Annotated in this window: 17 protein-coding genes; all 17 read left to right on the top strand. The window is 46.6% G+C overall.

All coding sequences use genetic code 11. The features are described from left to right. The first annotated feature begins 87 nt into the window (after positions 1-87). On the top strand, positions 88-252 hold the full coding sequence (locus AB1797_04525) for a hypothetical protein (protein ID MEW5766878.1): 165 nt from the start codon (positions 88-90) through the stop codon (positions 250-252). Further along, a complete protein-coding gene (locus tag AB1797_04520) occupies positions 242-931 on the top strand; it encodes a methionine biosynthesis protein MetW (GenBank protein MEW5766877.1) in 690 nt (229 codons plus the stop codon). Before AB1797_04525 ends, AB1797_04520 begins: the two co-directional genes overlap by 11 nt. Positions 932-944: 13 nt before the next feature. Beyond that, a complete protein-coding gene (locus AB1797_04515; GenBank protein ID MEW5766876.1) occupies positions 945-1,745 on the top strand; it encodes a class I SAM-dependent methyltransferase in 801 nt (266 codons plus the stop codon). Between the two features lie 154 nt (positions 1,746-1,899). Continuing rightward, positions 1,900-2,712 (top strand): class I SAM-dependent methyltransferase, encoded by an 813-nt coding sequence (locus AB1797_04510; GenBank protein MEW5766875.1) that lies wholly within the window; start codon positions 1,900-1,902, stop codon positions 2,710-2,712. Position 2,713: 1 nt separating this feature from the next. After that, entirely contained in the window at positions 2,714-4,144 is a 1,431-nt protein-coding gene (locus AB1797_04505) for a metallophosphoesterase (protein MEW5766874.1), read from the top strand. A 130-nt stretch (positions 4,145-4,274) separates the two neighbouring features. After that, a complete protein-coding gene (locus AB1797_04500; GenBank protein ID MEW5766873.1) occupies positions 4,275-5,348 on the top strand; it encodes a radical SAM protein in 1,074 nt (357 codons plus the stop codon). Further along, the gene (locus AB1797_04495) at positions 5,345-6,190 is read left to right on the top strand and encodes a PIG-L family deacetylase (GenBank protein MEW5766872.1); all 846 of its coding nucleotides are present in this window, start codon (positions 5,345-5,347) and stop codon (positions 6,188-6,190) included. Before AB1797_04500 ends, AB1797_04495 begins: the two co-directional genes overlap by 4 nt. Positions 6,191-6,559: 369 nt before the next feature. Beyond that, a complete protein-coding gene (locus AB1797_04490; GenBank protein ID MEW5766871.1) occupies positions 6,560-7,645 on the top strand; it encodes a GNAT family N-acetyltransferase in 1,086 nt (361 codons plus the stop codon). Next, positions 7,642-8,913, top strand: coding sequence for a glycosyltransferase family 4 protein (locus AB1797_04485; protein ID MEW5766870.1), 1,272 nt, complete (start codon positions 7,642-7,644; stop codon positions 8,911-8,913). The genes AB1797_04490 and AB1797_04485 overlap by 4 nt, the downstream gene beginning before the upstream one ends. A gap of 35 nt (positions 8,914-8,948) precedes the next feature. Then, the gene (locus AB1797_04480) at positions 8,949-9,140 is read left to right on the top strand and encodes a hypothetical protein (protein MEW5766869.1); all 192 of its coding nucleotides are present in this window, start codon (positions 8,949-8,951) and stop codon (positions 9,138-9,140) included. Next, positions 9,061-9,258: a hypothetical protein gene (locus AB1797_04475; protein MEW5766868.1), complete on the top strand. Its 198-nt coding sequence runs from the start codon at positions 9,061-9,063 to the stop codon at positions 9,256-9,258. The genes AB1797_04480 and AB1797_04475 overlap by 80 nt, the downstream gene beginning before the upstream one ends. Further along, on the top strand, positions 9,167-10,663 hold the full coding sequence (locus AB1797_04470) for an oligosaccharide flippase family protein (GenBank protein MEW5766867.1): 1,497 nt from the start codon (positions 9,167-9,169) through the stop codon (positions 10,661-10,663). The genes AB1797_04475 and AB1797_04470 overlap by 92 nt, the downstream gene beginning before the upstream one ends. Before the next feature lie 103 nt (positions 10,664-10,766). Further along, positions 10,767-11,891, top strand: coding sequence for a glycosyltransferase family 4 protein (locus AB1797_04465; protein MEW5766866.1), 1,125 nt, complete (start codon positions 10,767-10,769; stop codon positions 11,889-11,891). Positions 11,892-12,161: 270 nt separating this feature from the next. Further along, positions 12,162-13,064, top strand: a complete 903-nt coding sequence (locus tag AB1797_04460) for a glycosyltransferase (protein MEW5766865.1) — start codon at positions 12,162-12,164, stop codon at positions 13,062-13,064. Positions 13,065-13,144: 80 nt separating this feature from the next. Continuing rightward, a complete protein-coding gene (locus tag AB1797_04455) occupies positions 13,145-14,209 on the top strand; it encodes a GNAT family N-acetyltransferase (protein ID MEW5766864.1) in 1,065 nt (354 codons plus the stop codon). Positions 14,210-14,290: 81 nt separating this feature from the next. Next, a complete protein-coding gene (locus AB1797_04450; GenBank protein ID MEW5766863.1) occupies positions 14,291-16,423 on the top strand; it encodes an NAD-dependent epimerase/dehydratase family protein in 2,133 nt (710 codons plus the stop codon). A gap of 129 nt (positions 16,424-16,552) precedes the next feature. Continuing rightward, positions 16,553-17,644: a glycosyltransferase family 4 protein gene (locus AB1797_04445; protein MEW5766862.1), complete on the top strand. Its 1,092-nt coding sequence runs from the start codon at positions 16,553-16,555 to the stop codon at positions 17,642-17,644. The last annotated feature ends 188 nt before the right edge of the window (positions 17,645-17,832 follow it).

Here is a 17,832-nt window from a genome sequence, read left to right as displayed (position 1 = left end):
GGTCTCTTTTAGGGCAACCGTTCAGCACATGATGCTGGATGCTCGATCCTCGATCCTCGATGCTCGATCCTCGATGCTCGATCTTCGATGCTGGCAAAGGATTCAGTATCCAGGATCGAGCATCCAGAATCGAGCATCCAGGATCGAGGATCGAGGTTGTGTCTTTGTGCCTTAGTGGCTGAACGCTTACCTTTTAGAAGCACCATTAAATGGTCTCTTTGTCAAGGGGGATTTGGGGAGGATGAATCTTGAAGGCTATTATGACCAATACTGGCAAGAGAAGGACGAAGGCGTAGATCCGGCCAGAGTCCAGTATATCCTGAGTCAGGTCAAACCAGGCGACAGGGTTCTGGATCTAGGTTGTGGTCCGGCTAAGGTGACTCAGGAGATAGAGAGTCAGGGGGCTAAGGCCGTGGGGTTAGATTTTTCTGAGGTGATTCTTGAGCGGGCCAGGCAGCGAGGCGTCAGGTTAGTGAAAGCAGATATGGATAAGGGGTCGCTACCCTTCAGGGACGGAATCTTTGATCTGGTTGTTTTTACCCAGACCATCGAGCATCTATTTTACTATCAGCGGGTGATCAAAGAAATCAATCGAGTGCTTAAAACCGGTGGCCGACTTATTCTTTCCATCCCCAATATCGCCCACTGGAGGTTCAGGCTATGGCTCCTTTGGGGACGTTTCCCTTATCTGGAAGATACCCAGACGCACTTTCAACATATCAGGTTTTTTACCCTGAAAGATATCAAAAGGCTATGTGGGGAGAAGGGCTTTTCTACTATGGAAGTAAAAGGCAGCTCGGCTTTATCTTGGTGTCCTCTTTATCACTGGCGGATGAATATGACCCCTCTCAGGCAAATCTATGAATTAGCCACCAGGTGCTGGCCAGCTCTCTTTGCCTTTCATATCTCTTTACTCTGCCGTAAGACTTGAGTTTCGAGTTCACATGACGCCGATGTATGGAAAAGAGCAGGCCTTAGTTCAAACCATATTTCTAAAAAAGCTCTACTACCGGTTGATCGGCACCGCCCATATCGGTGAAAGACGGCGGTTCCATACCCTTTGCCAGGCCTTGGACCAGCTTGGTTTAGCCAGGCATAAGCGAGTGCTCAATGCCGGCAGCGGTAATGGCGGCCATTCCTTTTATCTGGCCGGGAAATATCCGCACCTTAAGATTACCAACGTGGAAATAGATGAAAGAAAGATAGCCAACTGCCGGAGAATTCTAGAAAAAACAAGGCTCTTCAATCTGGAGTTTGTCCGGGCTGATCTATTGGCCCTTAAATTTGATCAGGAATTTGACTTTATCTTCACGGTGCATGTGCTGGAGCATATCCAAGAAGACGAAACAGTGTTAGCCCATCTATTTCAGGCGCTCAAACCGAAGGGTCGGCTTCTGGTCTATGTGCCGGCGGTTAAGAAAAGAGATGCTCATTCGATATTCAATAACCGCCTGGCCCAGGAGAGGAGAAAGATTTTTGAAGAGGATTTTGGGCATGTGCGGGCGGGATATCTAAAAGAAGAGCTGGAGGAGAAGCTAAATAAAGCGGGATTTAAGGTGTGTGAGCTAAGGCAGGCGGGAAGTCAGGTGGGGCAGTGGGCCTCTGACATCGGCGCCCTCTTAGGTGAAAATTATTCCTTAAAGGTGCTTATTTACCCCTTCCTTTTCTTCCTGGTTTGGCTGGAGAAGCACCTGGGTCCTTCAGAGGGCAGTGGTTCAGATTGGATTGCCCTGGCCGAGAGGTAATCGGATTGCGGATTGCGGATTGCGGATTGCGGATCGCGAATCGCGGATTGCGGATTGCGGATTGCGGATCGCGAATCGGGAATTAAAAAATAGATTCGCGATTCGCAATTCGCAATTCGCAATTCGAATTCAGAAATCCCCAAAGGAGGTAGATATGCCTACGGGTATATGGGAAAAGAGATATGTAAAGAAAGCCGATGAGATACGCCAGAAGGCCTGCTTTGATTGGTTTTCTGAACGGGCCTATGAAGAGTATCTAAAGTGGATTACACCTTCTGATAGGCGTATTCTGGATGCCGGCTTTGGAACCGGCCGCTTTTGCTATGCCTTAGCCGAGGATTTCCCAGAATCGGAAATAACCGGGATCGATATCTCCCAGGACCTGGTGGAAAATGCTACCGAAGGGGCAAAGATATTGGGCCTCAGGAATGTCTCCTTTAGAAGAGACAGCATCTTCAGTCTCTCTTTTCCCGATAATCACTTCGATGTGGTCTTCAATGAAGGGGTAATCGAACACTTCCCCAATTATGAGGAGGCCCTGACAGAGATGGTCAGAGTGGCTAAGCCGGGGGGAAAAGTGATCGTCGGGGTGCCGAATTGGTATTGCTTCCCTCACACTATTCGGAAGTTTTTTATTAATCGACTTGGCCTGGAGTATGAATATGGTTTAGAGAAGTCTTTTAAACACAGGGAGCTTAGGGAATTATGCCTCAGAAATAATTTGACCGACCTGGAATTTACCGGTTATTATTTTATGCAGTCGCTGACCAGGCTTTGCTGGGCGAGCAGCCTGGCCAGAAGAATGTGGCGGCTTTCCCCAGTCTGGAAGGCCTTCCAGAGGATGGGGGAAATAGTTGATGACCAATGGTTCGGTCAGATAGATAAACTTTGTCACCATTGGTTCTCAACAAAATTTGGATTTGAGATTGTAGTTAAGGGAGTAAAAATCGGCCGGGAGGTTATTTAAGATGAAAAAGATATTGGTTCTGCTTGGCTTAGTTGGGTTAGTGGCTTATGGCAGCTTCATTGAGCTGAACCGTGTGCAGGTGGAGAAGAAAACCCTGTTCATTCCCGATCTGCCTGAAGATCTAATGGGGCTTCGTATTCTTCAACTTTCCGACTTCCATATGATCGAGCCTGGCCCCAGAGAAGAGAAGGTCAGGGCCGAGGTAAACAAGATCAAGCCTGATCTGATTGTAGTAACCGGTGATCTGCTCGGATACGAACCCCTTTCTCTTTACTATAGACCGGCTCAAGTGGATAAGTGCCTGAGCTTTTTCAAAGGTCTTAAGGCCAAATATGGGGTCTTTGTTATTCGGGGCAATGCTGAGGCGGGTGATCCCTATCCCAAACCAGGTGTAGAAAGATTTATGCAAGAACTGGAAAACTCAGGGGTAAGTGTTTTAGATAATGAAACGGAAATTTTAACCAGAGGCAAGGCCTCCATCTATTTGGCTGGCGTGGATTACTTTTATGTAAATAATTCACCTTTTTTAATCAAGGAAGCCCAAAACAACCGCTTTATTTCCACGACTTCTTCCTTAGGTAATTCTTTTTCTCATTTTATTGGAGAGAACTCGATCTATTGGTCTAATTATGAATATGAGGGACGGATGAGGGCGTCTCTTAGTGAAAGTGGTTTGGGAGTGGCCTTTTATTCTTCCCTGCCCTGGGGAGAAGACAAGTTGTATCGGCTTCGTCGATACGAGGAAAAACCTACCTTTCGTATCTTTCCCTGTGGCACCGGCCCTTTAATTGGTGACAATGAAGTTGAAGTAAATCCCAGGCCTGGGATCTGGTATAGATTTAGAATTAAAGTGGAAGACCTGGACGACCGGACGGCCATTAAAGCTAAGGTGTGGAATGAGGCCGAGGCTGAACCTTCCTCATGGGCTATTGATTGTTACGACAGTGGTCCTGACCGGCATAGATCAGGAACGGTTGGCGTGTGGGGTTTTTCCAAAGGTAACAAGGATTTCGACGACCTTATCGTCAGGCAGGGAGGCGAAATACTTCTCGAGGAAGATTTTGAGGACCTGAGAGGAGCTTCTCAGAATTGGCAAAATGATACCGACCGGGTCTATGTCAAAGCGCTCCTTGGAAATGCCCCTGATGACGCCTTTAAGATCTTTTTGAGTCACAGCCCTGATCTTTTATACGAGGCCGTTAGAAGCAACACCGATCTTATGTTGGCCGGGGACACCCATGGTGGACAGGTTTGTCTTCCGGGCCTAGGAGCGATTTTACCCAAGACCAGCCTGGGGAGAAAGTTTGCCGCTGGGCTTCACTATGTGGGTGAAACCATCCTCTATGTTAACCGGGGTGTGGGCTGGAATATAATCCCTTTCCGATTTCTGTGTCCACCGGAGATAACCGTGTTGGAATTAGATAATTGGTGATTGGATTGCGAATCGCGAATCGCGGATTGCGAATCGCGAATCGCGGATCGCGGATTGCGGAATGAAGAATCCGTAATCCGCAATCCGAAATCCGCAATCCGCAATCCGAAGCCGGGAGGGAGAACGAACGATGAATCTAAAATCCGTCATCTGTAATCTGCAATCCGCAATCCGCAATCCGCAATCCGCGATTCACGATTCACGATTCACGATTCGCGATTCGCGATTCGCAATCCGCAATCCGATAAAGATGCCGCTAAGATATTGGAATTATACTCACAAAAAGGTCAAACCAACCAGTTATCCTAATCGTCTTTATTTAGAATCGACCAACCAATGTAACTTGAAATGTATCATGTGCCCTAATGGGCTGGGATTGATGGAGAGAAAAAAAGGTCTTATGGATTTTGGCCTATTCAAATCAATCATTGATGAGATGGCGCCTCATGTGGAGGCCACCACCGTGCATATCTGGGGAGAACCGCTCCTGCATCCGCAGATGCCGGAAATGATCGACTACGCCGCTTCTTGCGGGGTGCAGGTAGAGATGTCAACCAATGCCGTCCTGCTGAATGAAACTATGACCAAAGCCCTCCTGAAGACAGGACTGGCAGTGATATATCTCTGCCTGGATGGGGCAAAAAAGGAGACTTATGAAAAGATCCGCCGGCAGGGCAGCTATGAAGAAACAAAGGCTAATATAGAAAACTTCCTGGCCTTAAGAAGAGAAAAGACTAATGGTTATCTGTCGGTTAATATTCAAATTGTAGAGATGGACCCCACCCGCGATGAGATAGATTCTTTTGTGGAGAAGTGGAGCCTGCCAGGGGTTGATCACATCAATGTCAAGGCATTTGACTCCTGGGGCAATCAACTTCCAGGAATTAGCCAGCTTGAGTCACAGAAAAGAAAAGTTTCCCCTGATAGGTTTCACTGTCCTAACCTTTGGTACCATGCCCATATTTACTGGGATGGCACCCTGGTCTGTTGTGATCGGGATTTTGACGCTAAATATCCGCTGGGAAATGTGTCCGAGGGCGTAATGAAGGTCTGGAACGGGGACAAGATGGCCAGGCTCAGAGAGAAGCATATTACCGGCCACCTGAATGATGTCCCTTCCTGCCGGGAATGTGTGGAGTGGAGTTGGTGGCGGCCAACCTGGTTTAAGTCAAGAGGAAATGCACCGGAGGTGATGGATAATTGAACTCGAAACTCAAGGGTATCTTAAGACTAATGACCCGCTTAGGGTGTCACTTATTATCCTCTAACATAACGAATAAGTGTCGGCGCCGTTCCTGTCTCGTCTTTTCGCCTCATCCTGATGATGAAACCCTAGGCTGCGGAGGCACCATTATTAAAAAACGGCAATCGGCCACACCGGTTAAGGTAGTTTTTATGGCCGACGGCCGAAGTTCTCATCAATCATCAAAATTGAGGCCGGATGAACTGGCTGAAAGGCGGGAGGCAGAGGCCAGAGAGGCCGGACAGATTCTGGGGCTTAATAAGGAGGATATCTGTTTTTTGAGGTATCCTGATAGAGGGCTGTTCAGGTATCAAGTCCAGGCTAAAGAGAGGGTAGTCGAGATAATAGAGGATTTCCAGCCGGAGGAGATATTTGTTCCTTACGCTAAAGAGGCCCATACCGATCACCTTATGACCAGGCAGATTGTGCTGGAGGCCATCAATGAAGTTGGCTGTTCACCCAGGATTTATGAATATCCTATCTGGTACTGGACCTACTGGCCGTGGAATACCCCCAAGCCTCTGGCTTTCAACTCATCCGGAGTTTTAAAGAGACGGATAACCGCTTTTAGAAGGGGTCTGATAACTTTAACCGATCCTATTCTTGAACTCTTTCTGCCTCGATGTGCCGTAGAAGTAGGTGATGTGCTTAAGATCAAACGGGAGGCGTTAAGTAAGTATAAGACGCAAATGACCAGGGTGTTTGATGAGCCTTCCTGGGCAACCCTTGATGGGGAGTGGTTGAAAAATTTCTTCTTCAGGTATGAGCTTTTTTTTACCCAGCCAATAGGCAGGAGCCAGTAGTGCATTCTTCCCTATTGGCTACTGGCTATTGGCTATTGGCTCTTTAACCCAAAGGGACCAAAGGGACCAAAGGGACCAAAGGGACCAAAGGGACCAAAGGGACCAAAGGGACTATGGGCTATTGGCCAATGGCTAATGGGCTAATGGGCTATTGGCCAATGGCTAATGGGCTATTGGCCAATGGCTAATGGGCTATTGGCCAATGGCTAATAGGCTAATGGGCTATTGGCCAATGGCTAATGGGCTATTGGCCAATGGCTAATAGGCTAATGGGCTATTGGCCAATGGCTAATGGGCTATTGGCCAATGGCTAATGGGCTATTGGCCAATGGCTAATGGGCTATTGGCTATTGGATTTAAGGGGAAACAATGAACGTCGTCGAGATTACCAGGACAGATGATCTTATGGGTCTTGCGCCTGTTTGGAACCAGGCGCTGGCCTCTTCCGGGTCAGATAATGTCCATTCAACCTTTGAATGGCTAAGCACCTGGTGGAAACATTTTGGAGAAGACAAGCAGCTATTGGTTATCCTGGTTAAAGAGGATGACCGGCTGCTGGGGATCGCCCCGCTAATGATTGAGTCAGTTCCGAGAATAAAGAAGCTGCTGCCTCATCGGACCATTCGGTTTCTGGGAGAAGGGCCTTCTGACTATGCGGATTTTATTATTAACGGAGATAAGGCTCAGGTGATTGGTCTGATCCTGGACCATCTTCGAAAGAGAGCCAACCGGTGGGATGAGATCGATCTGGTCGAGATCAGAGAGGATTCGCCTAATACCGAATCCCTGGTGGGTGAGGCCGCTAAGAGAGGCTTTAATCCCCAGATTATCTCTGGAGTCAATTGCTGTTATCTTCCTTTAAACCAGGATTGGGAAACATATTTTTCTTCTCTGGATAAGAGGCATAAGACAGCGATCAACCGGGTAATCCGAAAGGCGGGTCGAGAGGAAGGCGGGATTGAATTTGTCAGGAAACATCCTCCTGAGGATTTAGACTATCTGATGGACAAGATCGTTGAGATTCATCGCCAGAGGAGTCAAGTAAAAGAAAGGGCCAGCCTCTTTGAAACCAAAGAGGCCTTTGTTCGGGAGGCGGTTTCTTCTTTTGCTGAGCGAGGCTGGACTGATTTATCCACCCTGGAGATCGGGGGCAAGGTAGCTGCCTACAGCTTAGGGTTTGATTACCAAAACGTGGTCTATATTTGGAACGTGGCCTTTGATCCGACTTATAAATCTTTTGCTCCAGGACTTTTGACTTTCAGGTTCCTCATTGAAAATTGTATGAATAACGGTCATCAAGAATTCGACTTTATGCGGGGAGAAGAGCCATATAAAGAAGAATGGACTAAGCTAACCAGAAGAAATTATCGGATCACGATGACCAATCCAGCCTTCAGGTCAAGGATACTCAAGGGCTTGCTGAGGCTGGGAGAGATGGGGAGTGTTATTGAATGAAGATCGCTTTTATTAATCATCCTACGCATCATTTTCCGCCTGTTAAGGGAGGCTCTGCCGCCATCTGGATTAATGAGATGGCCGGGAGATTGGCCAAGAGGCATCATGTCTTTGTCTATGGTCGAAAAAACAAAGGTCAGTTATCCCAGGAGACTCAACAGGGCGTAAAGATAGTCAGGGTCTCGCCGCGGTTTGATGAGTTTATAATTCAAGGGCTTAATTTCCTGGCCCGGGGGATAAAAAAGGCCTTCGGCTCAGAGATTAATCCTTTTTTGGGATGGTATTATTATCGCTGGTATTATTATCTAATTTATATCCTGCAAATTGCCTTTAAGATCAGGCAGGAAAGAGTGGACCTTATCCATATCCACAATTTTATTCAATTTGTTCCTATTATCAGAAGGCTTAATACAGGGGTGCCTATAGTTTTCCATGCCCATGGGGTATGGCTGACCAAGCTTGATCCGGCCAGGGTAGTGATGAGTTTAAAGCAGGTGGATTTAATCCTGGGGGTAAGCGATTATATCACTAATAGTATAAAGCAGGCTTATCCTGAGTTTAGTGACCGGTGTTTCACTCTTTACAACGGCGTAAATGCTGATTTATTTTCTCCTAAAGGAAGGGAGGCCCTGGCAGCCGCTAAGAAACGGGCCTCTTTGGACGGGCATAAGGTAATTCTCTACGCCGGCAATCTCTCTCCTGAGAAAGGGGTTCATGTCCTCATTGAGGCCTTTGGCCAGGTGGCCGAAAAACTGCCGGAGACAAAGCTGGTTATTATTGGCCCTGATTGGGGTATTCTCCCTATGGAGACCAATCGAGATGGGGATGATTTAGAAGTGGATAGATTAAAATCCGATTATCCTAAGCGCCTGAAAAGCTTAGCGGCTAAAGTCAAGGGGAGGGTGGAATTTATAGATATCCTCCCCCAGGCTGAATTGGCTTGTTTTTATAACTCGAGTGAGGTCTTTGTTTATCCTTCTATCTGGAAAGAGGCCTTTGGACTGCCTATGGCTGAGGCGATGGCCTGTGAGAGACCGGTTATTGGGACAAAGGTGGGTGGGATCCCCGAGGTCATTAAAGATAAGGAGACAGGGTTGTTAGTCACGCCTAATGATGTCGAAGCCCTTTCCTCAGCTATTTATTTCCTCCTGACTGAGCCTTCCGAGGCCGGCCGGTTGGGTAAGAACGGCCGGGAGATGGTCAGGAAAAATTTTTCTTGGGAGAAAATAGCCGATGATCTGGTGGCCCTATATAATAAGGTGGGGTGAGGGGTAACCGTTCATCACATGATACGGGATGCTCGATGCTCGATCCTCGATCCTCGATGCTCGATCCTCGATCTTCGATGCTCGATCCTCGATCCTCGATGCTCGATGCTCGATCATCGATGCTCGACCCTCGATCTTCGATGCTCGATGCTGATAAAGGATCGAGCATCGAGCATCCAGCATCGAGCATCGAGCCTCCAGCCTCATGGGATGAACGGTTACGATAATTATGCTGTATTCCACGCTAAAAAAGATGAGTTATCATTCGGGTATATTTATGGTGGGGGGATTAGCCAGCAAATTAGTCGGCTTTCTGCTCATTCCGGTGTATACCAGGTATCTTAGCCCGGCTGACTACGGGATTCTGGAGCTGCTTTTTGTTACTTTAGAAGTAGTAACTATCTTGGCTGTTCTTGGGGTAGACAGCGGTCTATTTAAGGCCTTTTCTTTTGAGGCTGGTAGTAATGAAGAGAAAAGAGAAGTAGTTAGTTCAGCCTACTATTTTATCTTAGTCGCTTCGGCTTTAATCTTTGGCGGTCTGATCCTGTTGGCCCGACCGATCTCTTCTCTCTTGCTAAAAGACACAGGCGATTACTCTGGGCTTCTAAGGCTCCTTTTTATGGCCGGATTTTTAAAGGCTAATTCCATTGTCCCCTTTAAGATCCTCCGGGCCAATTTAGAATCGATAAAATATACCCTGATCAGTCTACTTGGTTTTGTCATTGCGGTGAGTCTAAATATCTATTTCATTGTTGGCCTGAACCAGGGGCTGGCCGGGATCGTTTACTCCGATCTAATCAGTTCTCTGGTGGTGTTGACGGTGAATACGATCATAGCCAAACCTTGGCTGATCTTTCATTTTTATTGGAATGAACTGGCCAGGATGCTCCGCTTTGGCCTACCGTTGGTGCCTACGGCCATGGCCTATCTGATAATCAATATCTCTGACCGGTATTTTTTGGAGCATCTATCCACTACCTCTCAACTGGGACTATATTCTCTGGGTAATAAATTTAGCTCTATTTTTCATTTTATATTTTTGACACCTTTTTTAACGGTCTGGCCGTCCATCTATTTCCCTCTGGCCAAATCCGAAAAAGCCAGCGAGGAATTGGGACAATTATTTACATATTTTTGGGGAGTTGGGGTATGGTTGGTTCTCTGGCTATCTTTTCTGATCAAACCGGGCATTATTATTATGGCTGCCCCAGAGTTTCATTCGGCCTACCGGGTCGTGCCTATTCTCCTTGTTTCCCTGCTCTTTTATGGGGTGGTTCAATGTGTAGGCATAGGCATGCTTATTGCCGGTAAGACCAAATATATACCTGGACTTATTATGTTGGCTGCCGGGATTAATCTGGGTCTGAATTCTCTATTAATCCCTTCTTACGGGATGATGGGGGCAGCCTGGGCAACCTTATTTTCATATCTGGTTATGTCCGGTCTTTCCTGGGGAGTCAGTCAGCGGATATATCCCATTACTTACGAACTGAGGAGGGTACTAAAGATCGGCGGGGCGGGTTGTCTTCTTTATGGCGGCTGGCACTTGATTCAAGGAGGGGCTTCGACTACCAGGCTGATAGTTAGTGGAATTCTTTTATCCTCAATGTTCCCTTTTCTCCTTTACTTTATGGGGGTCTATCACGATAAGGAGATAGAGATAATAAAGGAAAAGCTCAAGAGATGGCGGATTACGGATTATGTATTTCGAAATAGAAAACTCGTAACTATTCAGCCACAAAGCCACTAAGGCACGAAGAGAATATTTGTAATCTTTGTGCCTTAGTGGCTGAATAGTTACAAATCTTCAATCCGCAATCCGCAATCCGAAATACGGTAAGGAGGGAACCCCCATGCGAGTTAGCTTAATTTCTTGTTGGTTTAAGAGTGTCTATGCGGTTTATACCGACCACCTGCAGCAGGCGCTGTCCAAACTTGGCTGTGAAACAAAGGTTATTTCTACCAACTGTGACTGTGGATCGTTGACTAATAAAGTGGCGAACGACCTCTATAATCAGAAATGCGATTTTTTCCTGCTGCCTACTTTAGCCTCGTATGCCTCGGCTAAAAAGTGGAAAAACTTTTTAAGGTTAAGTGGCAAGGGAGGGCTGTATATCTGTCAGGCCTTGAGATTCATAGCCAGGTCAAAAGGGAGAGAGATTATCCATATTCAACAGACGATGCACTCCTTTGGATCAATGGCTGTCTTTGCCCTCTTGAAGTTAGCCCGGCCAGGGAGGATTGTGATTACTGTCCACGAACTGGATGAATTTCAAGCCGAATTCCCACAGTTCAACGGGATTTATAACCGGGCCAGGTCAATCCTGGTTCACTTTGAAGAGATGAAACAAAAACTGATAGAATTAGGAGTTAATGGCCAGAAGATAAAGGTGCTCCGATATGGGGTGAAGATACCCCCTCTCTACGGGGCTTCTCGAGAGGGCGCTATCTTCTACGGAGGGCATCACCTAATGAGCGGTAAAGGCACCGAAGACCTTTTTGCGGCCTTGAAGATACTCAAAGACCAGGGGAAGAGATTAACAGTCAAGATCCACGGTCAATATCCCCGGGATGATCAGGAAGCAGGCGAGGCATTGGCCAGAAAATATCAGGTAGATGACTGTATCTTGTGGTTAGACAGGCAGATCGATATAGACCGGCTGAACTTAGAATATCAAAGGAGTTTATTTTGTGTAGCCCCTCTTTATAAAGGTACTGGTTGTTTCCAGTCGGTCATGGCTATGGCCAACGGCGCGCCGGTGATTGGCACCCGGGCGGCCGGCTTGCCTGATTACATTAACGGGACCGGAATATTTGTCGATTTGGCTTCACCGCCTCAACTGGCCAAGGCTATGGCTGATTTGATGGAAGATGAGGCCCGGCGAGATCAATTAGGCCAAAGGGCCAGAAAAAGAGCCGTTGAGGAATTTAACTGGGATGAGGTAGCCAAGAAGGTGTTGGAGGTCTATAAAAAATAGCTACACTCTCGTTAAAGAATGTAGCTATAAGGAGCAACCGTAGGTTGCACGATCCTGATTGACACCCAATTATATTATACCAACAAAAAAACGCTTTGTCAAGAAAAAAAGCGGAGGGTGTGGGAGTCGAACCCAAGGTTTTTCAACCTTTCCTAGGTGTCAACCAGGATCGTGCACCGACACGATGCCACCCTCCATCCGATCCCTTTAACCCGGTTCTATTATAGCATAAGAAGCTAAAAATGTCAAGCATTTACAAGGAGCTTTGGTATGCCAAAAGTCAGCGTCATTATTCCCACCTACAACTATGCCTCTTTTATTAGCCAGGCGGTCGAGAGTGTTTTGGCCCAGACCTTCCAGGATCTGGAAATTATCGTGGTCGACGACGGGTCTACAGATAACACCCGGGATGTCCTGAAGAGGTTTGAGGGGAAAATAATCTACCTCTACCAGGAAAATCAGGGCGCCCCAGCCGCCAGGAACAAGGGCATTAAGGTAGCTCAGGGAGAATATATCGGCCTGTTAGACGCTGATGACCTCTGGATGCCTGAAAAACTCGAAGTTCAGGTGCCTATTCTGGATCAAAATCCAGAGGTGGGCCTGATTTACGCCAATACCTATAATATCGGGGCCTTGGGAGAGCGTCAGCCCCTGGGTATGGCCAATAAAAAGGGGCTTAGTGGAAAGATTTTTCCCGAACTCCTTAAAGGCAATTTTATTCAAAGCCCCAGTGTGCTTATCCGCCGGGACTGTTTTGAGAAGGTGGGTCTTTTTGACGAGGCCCTGGGTAGCCTGGCTGCCCAGGATTGGGATATGTGGCTCAGGATCACCAGGGTTTTTAAGGCAGTTTATGTGGACCAGGTTCTGGGTAAGTATCGGCTGCATACCGAAAATATGACGCGTGATTTTGAACGGATTAAAGCGGGTCAGTTATATGTTTTGAATAAGACCCTTTCAGATTTATCCGTGAAGGAACTGACTCATAAAGCTGCCTTTTATTACAGTTATATCTATTATCAGTTCGGGAATGCCTATTATGTAAGGGGGGAGCAAGATAAGGCCCGAGAGGATTTAATCAAGTCTATTCGATTTTTTCCCTATCGCTGGAAGGCCTATTTGACCCTGGGTAAGAGTCTGCTGGGTAACAGGGTTATGGCTGGCTTACGAAGATGAGCCGTCGGGCTTTACTTCCAAAGCAGTCACCAGCGAGAGGTCGATGATCTCAAAGGGTAACTATTCAGGGTAGGTATCAGATGGATTTTTCATTAAAAATTATTACGGATAGCGAGGTTGATTCCCTGATAGAAAGACCGGATTTTCTTTTATCTTGGAGTCAACTGGCTAAAAAAGATAGGAAAGTAACCGTTATTCAAGAGCCTCCATTTGTCATTACCTGGTATAAACAATATAAGAATAAATACACCCCTGTGTTATGCTTAGGCTACAATAAGACTGGCGAGCTGGTGGGACTAATGCCTCTGGCGAAGAGTTTGGATAATGATTCCATTGTGCATGCAGGCGCCCATCAGGCGGAATATCATGGCTGGGTATCTGATCCTGAAGTTGACGAAGATTTTCCTGTGGCCTGTTTAATAGGAATTAAGCGTAGATTTAATCCAAAGATATGGAAATGGAGATGGCTTCCACCCCAGACACCCATAAACTGGTTTTCTTCAAAGTCTCTATCTCAAGAAGGTATCTTTGTGAAATACAGAAGGCAAGCTTCTCCTCTTTGGGATCTAAGAGATTTAGAGAAACTTAGACAAGTGCAAAAAAATAAATCTATTAAGAGTAAGCTAAACAGATATAAAAAAAAGGGGGAGTTTTACCTGGAGAGGGTTTGTGATAAGGCCAGGACCCAGGAACTTATGCCTATATTAAAGGAGCAATGTGACCTTCGACAGGAAGCCATCCATAGCGTAAGACCGTTTACCAATGATAGCAATAAAGCTAAATTTTATATAGAAGCCCAAAACTATCCGGAGGCGAATCATTTCACGGTCTTGTGGTCAAATAATAAACCCATTGCTTTTCATTTTGGTCCCTGTGATGATCAAGGTGTTTATTGGGGACTGAGTTCATACGATCCTCTGGAAGGCAAGAACTCGCCAGGGACTCTGTTAATAATTGAATTAGCCAAAAAAATGAGGGAAGAAGGGTTTCAATATCTTGATTTAACGCCTGGGGGGACGAATATAAAGAGCGTTTTGCCAATTCTTGCCAGATGTTATACTTGCCAACCTTCTTTTTTTCAAAAAAAACTAAGCTATGGGCCGACGTATCCGAAGGAGTTCGGAGCTTTGGCAAACACTTATTAATGTCTCTTGGACTTAGAGCCTATCTCAGAACTGGTAGTCACAGGCTTTAGATACGACAGGAGTTAATGGAGGTGGCGGTTGATGCATAATATCTGTATTATTGGCGCCGGCTATATTGCGCATATCCATGTAGAAGCCTTGCAGTCCATCTCCGGGGTAAGAGTTAGTGGGGTTTGTGATACCCACAAAGAGCGAGCCGTCTCATTCGCCAGAAGATGGAATATAGCCAATGTCTTTGGCTCAATTGAGGAAGTGATCGAGAGTAAATCCTATAATTTTGCCCATGTTCTGGTGCCCCCGAACTTACATATGAAAGTGACCTTGCCGTTACTGGAAGCCGGCCTAAATGTCTTTTTGGAAAAGCCAATGGCGGTTACTTCAGATGAATGTAAACAGCTTATTGAAGCCTCTCGCCAGGCGGGCGTGAAGCTGGGGATAAACCATAATTTTGTTTATCATCCGGCCTTCCTAATGGGTAAAGAAAAGCTAAAGGAAGGCTCTCTGGGGAATATTCACCATGTCATTTCATATTGGAATTTCCCTTTGAGGCAACTGGCTTCTAAGCAGTTCGGACACTGGATGTTTCAAGCTCCTCAGAATATTGTTCTGGAGCAAGCTACGCATCCGCTTTCGCAAGTTTGTGATATAGCCGGGCAAGCCATTGGGGTGAATTCGGTGCCTACGGGCTGCCAGGAGTTGGCTCCGGGGAAATCCTTTTATGATACCTGGCAGATCTCCATGTCTTGCGAAAAAGCTACGGCTCAATTATTTTGTTCGGTTGGTCAAGATTTCCCGGCCTTTGGAATGATCGTGATATGTGAAGACGGCCAGTTAAATATGGATTTTCTCAACAACCAATGCAGCCTCCAGAAAAAAACTCGCTGGATGGAGTTCTTCAACTCTTATTTAAACGGTCTGGGAATGGCCAAAGACCTGGCTAAACAGAGTTTCAGAAATGCCAGCGACTACCTCTTGTCAACGGTAAAAATCAAGCCCCGATCCGACAGTTATTTTCTCAGTATGAAAAACAGCATCCAGGCCTTTCATAAGGGTGGTGACGGGAGACAGCTTTTTATTGATGGGGAAAGGGCTGCTTCGATCATCGAGATTTGTGAGCAGATTACTAAGGATGTAGCGGTCAGGGACAGCTTGGTGGCCAAAAGACCCGAAATCTTTGGAAATACTCCCAAGGGCCGGTATGATGCCTTGCTTATCGGGGGAACCGGTTTTATTGGCCGAAAATTAGTGGGAAAAATGATCGAAGCCGGCCAGAGGGTTTTGGTAGTAGCCAGAAACACCCGGCTGCTTCCCGCCGTATTTTCAGATCCACGGGTCAAAACGGTTTCAGGTAATATTTCAGACAAGCACCAGATAAAAGAAATTATGGCCGGAATTCCGGTAGTGATTCATCTGGCCCATGGCGGTGGGGGAGATACCTGGGAGGAAATAAAGGCTTCAATGGTAGAAGGCACGGCCAATATTGCCGAAGCCTGCCTGAAAAATGGGGTTAAGCGGCTGATTTATGTAGGCTCCATTGCCTCATTGTATCTCGGTGATAAAAATGAGGTCATCACCGGTAGAACCCCCTCTGACCCCTGGCGACATAAAAGGGCCTTTTACAGCCGGGGAAAGGCCACCTGTGAGGAATTGCTCCTCAAATTGCATGAAGAAAAGGGTCTGCCTGTTTGCATCTTAAGGCCGGGAATCGTTATTGGAGATGGGGGGGGGCCTTTTCACAGCGGCGTAGGATTATTTAATCAGGATGTATATTGTCTCGGCTGGAATGGAGGGAACAATCCGCTGCCCTTTGTCTTGGTTGACGATGTAGCCGAAGCAATATGGCTGGCCGTTCAGGCGGAAGATGTCAGCGGAAGATCCTACAATATTGTGGGCGATGTTCGCTTGACCGCCGGCGAATACATCCGGGAACTCGGCCAGGCCCTGGGCAGAAAATTGCACTACCTTCCGCAGTCGCCTCTGAAAATGGAATTGCTGGAAGTGGGGAAATGGATTATTAAAGTGGGTCTTCAACGGCGAAAAGCTCCTTTTCCCAGTTACAGGGACCTTAAGTCCAGAGGTATGATCTCCCGGTTCGACTGCTCGGATATTAAAAGGGATCTGCACTGGAGGCCGGGACAGGACAGGGCTGAGTTTATTAGGAAGGGGATTGAGGTATACCGAAAGAAGAGAAGTAATTATTCAGCCACTGATTAACACGGATAAATAGTAGGGGCAACCCCCTGTGGTTGCCCAACCCCCTTACGGACACGGTTCACGGATTTAAATAAAAAATCAGTGTTTCATCCGTGTAAATCCGTGGCTGAATAGTTACGATAATTAATTATGTCGAAGCACTTATTGCATATCTTCTCCACCTTCGATGTTGGTGGGCCGCAGGTTAGGACCTGTGAGATTATTAACCATTTTGGCCCAAAATATAAGCATACTATCTTGGCCATGGATAGCCATTATGAGGCTAAAGGTAAGTTGAAACCAGGGATAGAGGTAAACTTTCTTCAACTTAAGTTTAATAAGAAAAATACCTTCAGGAATGTCATTTCATTTCGCCGCACCTTAAAAAAGATTAATCCTGACCTACTGCTAACCTACAACTGGGGGGCTATTGAGTGGGCCATAGCGAATCATTTTTCGCCTCTATGTCCTCATATTCATATAGAAGAGGGGTTTAGGCCTGATGAATTATATGCTCAAAAGAGACGTCGGATCTGGACCAGGCGCTTGTTTTTGTCTCATGTTTTGGCGGTTATTGTGCCTTCTTTAACACTCAAAGAGATAGCGCTTCAGACCTGGAAACTCAAGCCGGGTATGGTGCAGTTTGTTCCCAATGGGGTCGATTGTGCTAAGTATGCCCGAGCCGGAAAAAGTAAATCTTTGGGCCAGGGCGATATTATCATCGGAACCGTAGCGCCGCTGCGTAAGGAGAAAAACCTGGGGCGGTTGATCCGGATTTTTTCACGGTTACCTGCGGATATCGGCGCTGAATTATGGATAGTGGGCGATGGCCCGGAATATACGGCTCTAAAAGAATTTATTGCCGAAAAAAGAAGCCGGGGAAGGGTAAGGTTGTTAGGATATAAGGAAGACCCTTCGGAAATAATTAAGAAATTCGACATCTTTTGTATTTCCTCTGATACCGAGCAGATGCCGATTTCGGTCCTGGAAGCCATGGCCGCTGGCTCTCCGATTGTGGGGACTGATGTGGGTGATATCAAACAGATGGTGACTGAAGAAAACCGACCATATATAGTGAATAAAGAAGATGAAACCGGCTTCGCTTCTTTCCTGAAACAATTGATAAATGATGCCCCGCTTCGTAGCCGGCTGGGGGCCAAAAACCAGGCAAGATGCCGCAAATATTATAATAAGGATTTGATGTTCCAGGCCTATGGGAGATTATATGATATGGCCAGATAAGAATTGAGAGTGGAGAGGTCTTTTCTCTCTCAACTCAGAGGCGGCGTTATATTGACTATCTGTAACTACTCAAAACTAAGTTAAGCAGTTAGTTGGGAGACAAAGCAAAATTCCCTCTCCCTTGATGGGCTTATCCTTACCCACAAATTGGGTAAAAGGATGGGGTAAACAAGAGCCTGCCTTGATGA

Source organism: bacterium (assembly GCA_040753085.1).
Lineage (GTDB): Bacteria > UBA9089 > JASEGY01 > JASEGY01 > JASEGY01 > JASEGY01.
This window is presented reverse-complemented; position numbering and strand designations above follow the sequence as displayed.

Excerpts from the sequence above, each read along its gene's own strand:
- AB1797_04525 (MEW5766878.1), top strand. The coding sequence starts at position 88 with ATGCTGGCAAAGGATTCAGTATCCAGGATCGAGCATCCAGAATCGAGC.
- AB1797_04520 (MEW5766877.1), top strand. The coding sequence starts at position 242 with ATGAATCTTGAAGGCTATTATGACCAATACTGGCAAGAGAAGGACGAA.
- AB1797_04515 (MEW5766876.1), top strand. The coding sequence starts at position 945 with ATGACGCCGATGTATGGAAAAGAGCAGGCCTTAGTTCAAACCATATTT.
- AB1797_04510 (MEW5766875.1), top strand. The coding sequence starts at position 1,900 with ATGCCTACGGGTATATGGGAAAAGAGATATGTAAAGAAAGCCGATGAG.
- AB1797_04505 (MEW5766874.1), top strand. The coding sequence starts at position 2,714 with ATGAAAAAGATATTGGTTCTGCTTGGCTTAGTTGGGTTAGTGGCTTAT.
- AB1797_04500 (MEW5766873.1), top strand. The coding sequence starts at position 4,275 with ATGAATCTAAAATCCGTCATCTGTAATCTGCAATCCGCAATCCGCAAT.
- AB1797_04490 (MEW5766871.1), top strand. The coding sequence starts at position 6,560 with ATGAACGTCGTCGAGATTACCAGGACAGATGATCTTATGGGTCTTGCG.
- AB1797_04485 (MEW5766870.1), top strand. The coding sequence starts at position 7,642 with ATGAAGATCGCTTTTATTAATCATCCTACGCATCATTTTCCGCCTGTT.
- AB1797_04480 (MEW5766869.1), top strand. The coding sequence starts at position 8,949 with ATGCTCGATCCTCGATCCTCGATGCTCGATCCTCGATCTTCGATGCTC.
- AB1797_04475 (MEW5766868.1), top strand. The coding sequence starts at position 9,061 with ATGCTGATAAAGGATCGAGCATCGAGCATCCAGCATCGAGCATCGAGC.
- AB1797_04470 (MEW5766867.1), top strand. The coding sequence starts at position 9,167 with ATGAGTTATCATTCGGGTATATTTATGGTGGGGGGATTAGCCAGCAAA.
- AB1797_04465 (MEW5766866.1), top strand. The coding sequence starts at position 10,767 with ATGCGAGTTAGCTTAATTTCTTGTTGGTTTAAGAGTGTCTATGCGGTT.
- AB1797_04460 (MEW5766865.1), top strand. The coding sequence starts at position 12,162 with ATGCCAAAAGTCAGCGTCATTATTCCCACCTACAACTATGCCTCTTTT.
- AB1797_04455 (MEW5766864.1), top strand. The coding sequence starts at position 13,145 with ATGGATTTTTCATTAAAAATTATTACGGATAGCGAGGTTGATTCCCTG.
- AB1797_04450 (MEW5766863.1), top strand. The coding sequence starts at position 14,291 with ATGCATAATATCTGTATTATTGGCGCCGGCTATATTGCGCATATCCAT.
- AB1797_04445 (MEW5766862.1), top strand. The coding sequence starts at position 16,553 with ATGTCGAAGCACTTATTGCATATCTTCTCCACCTTCGATGTTGGTGGG.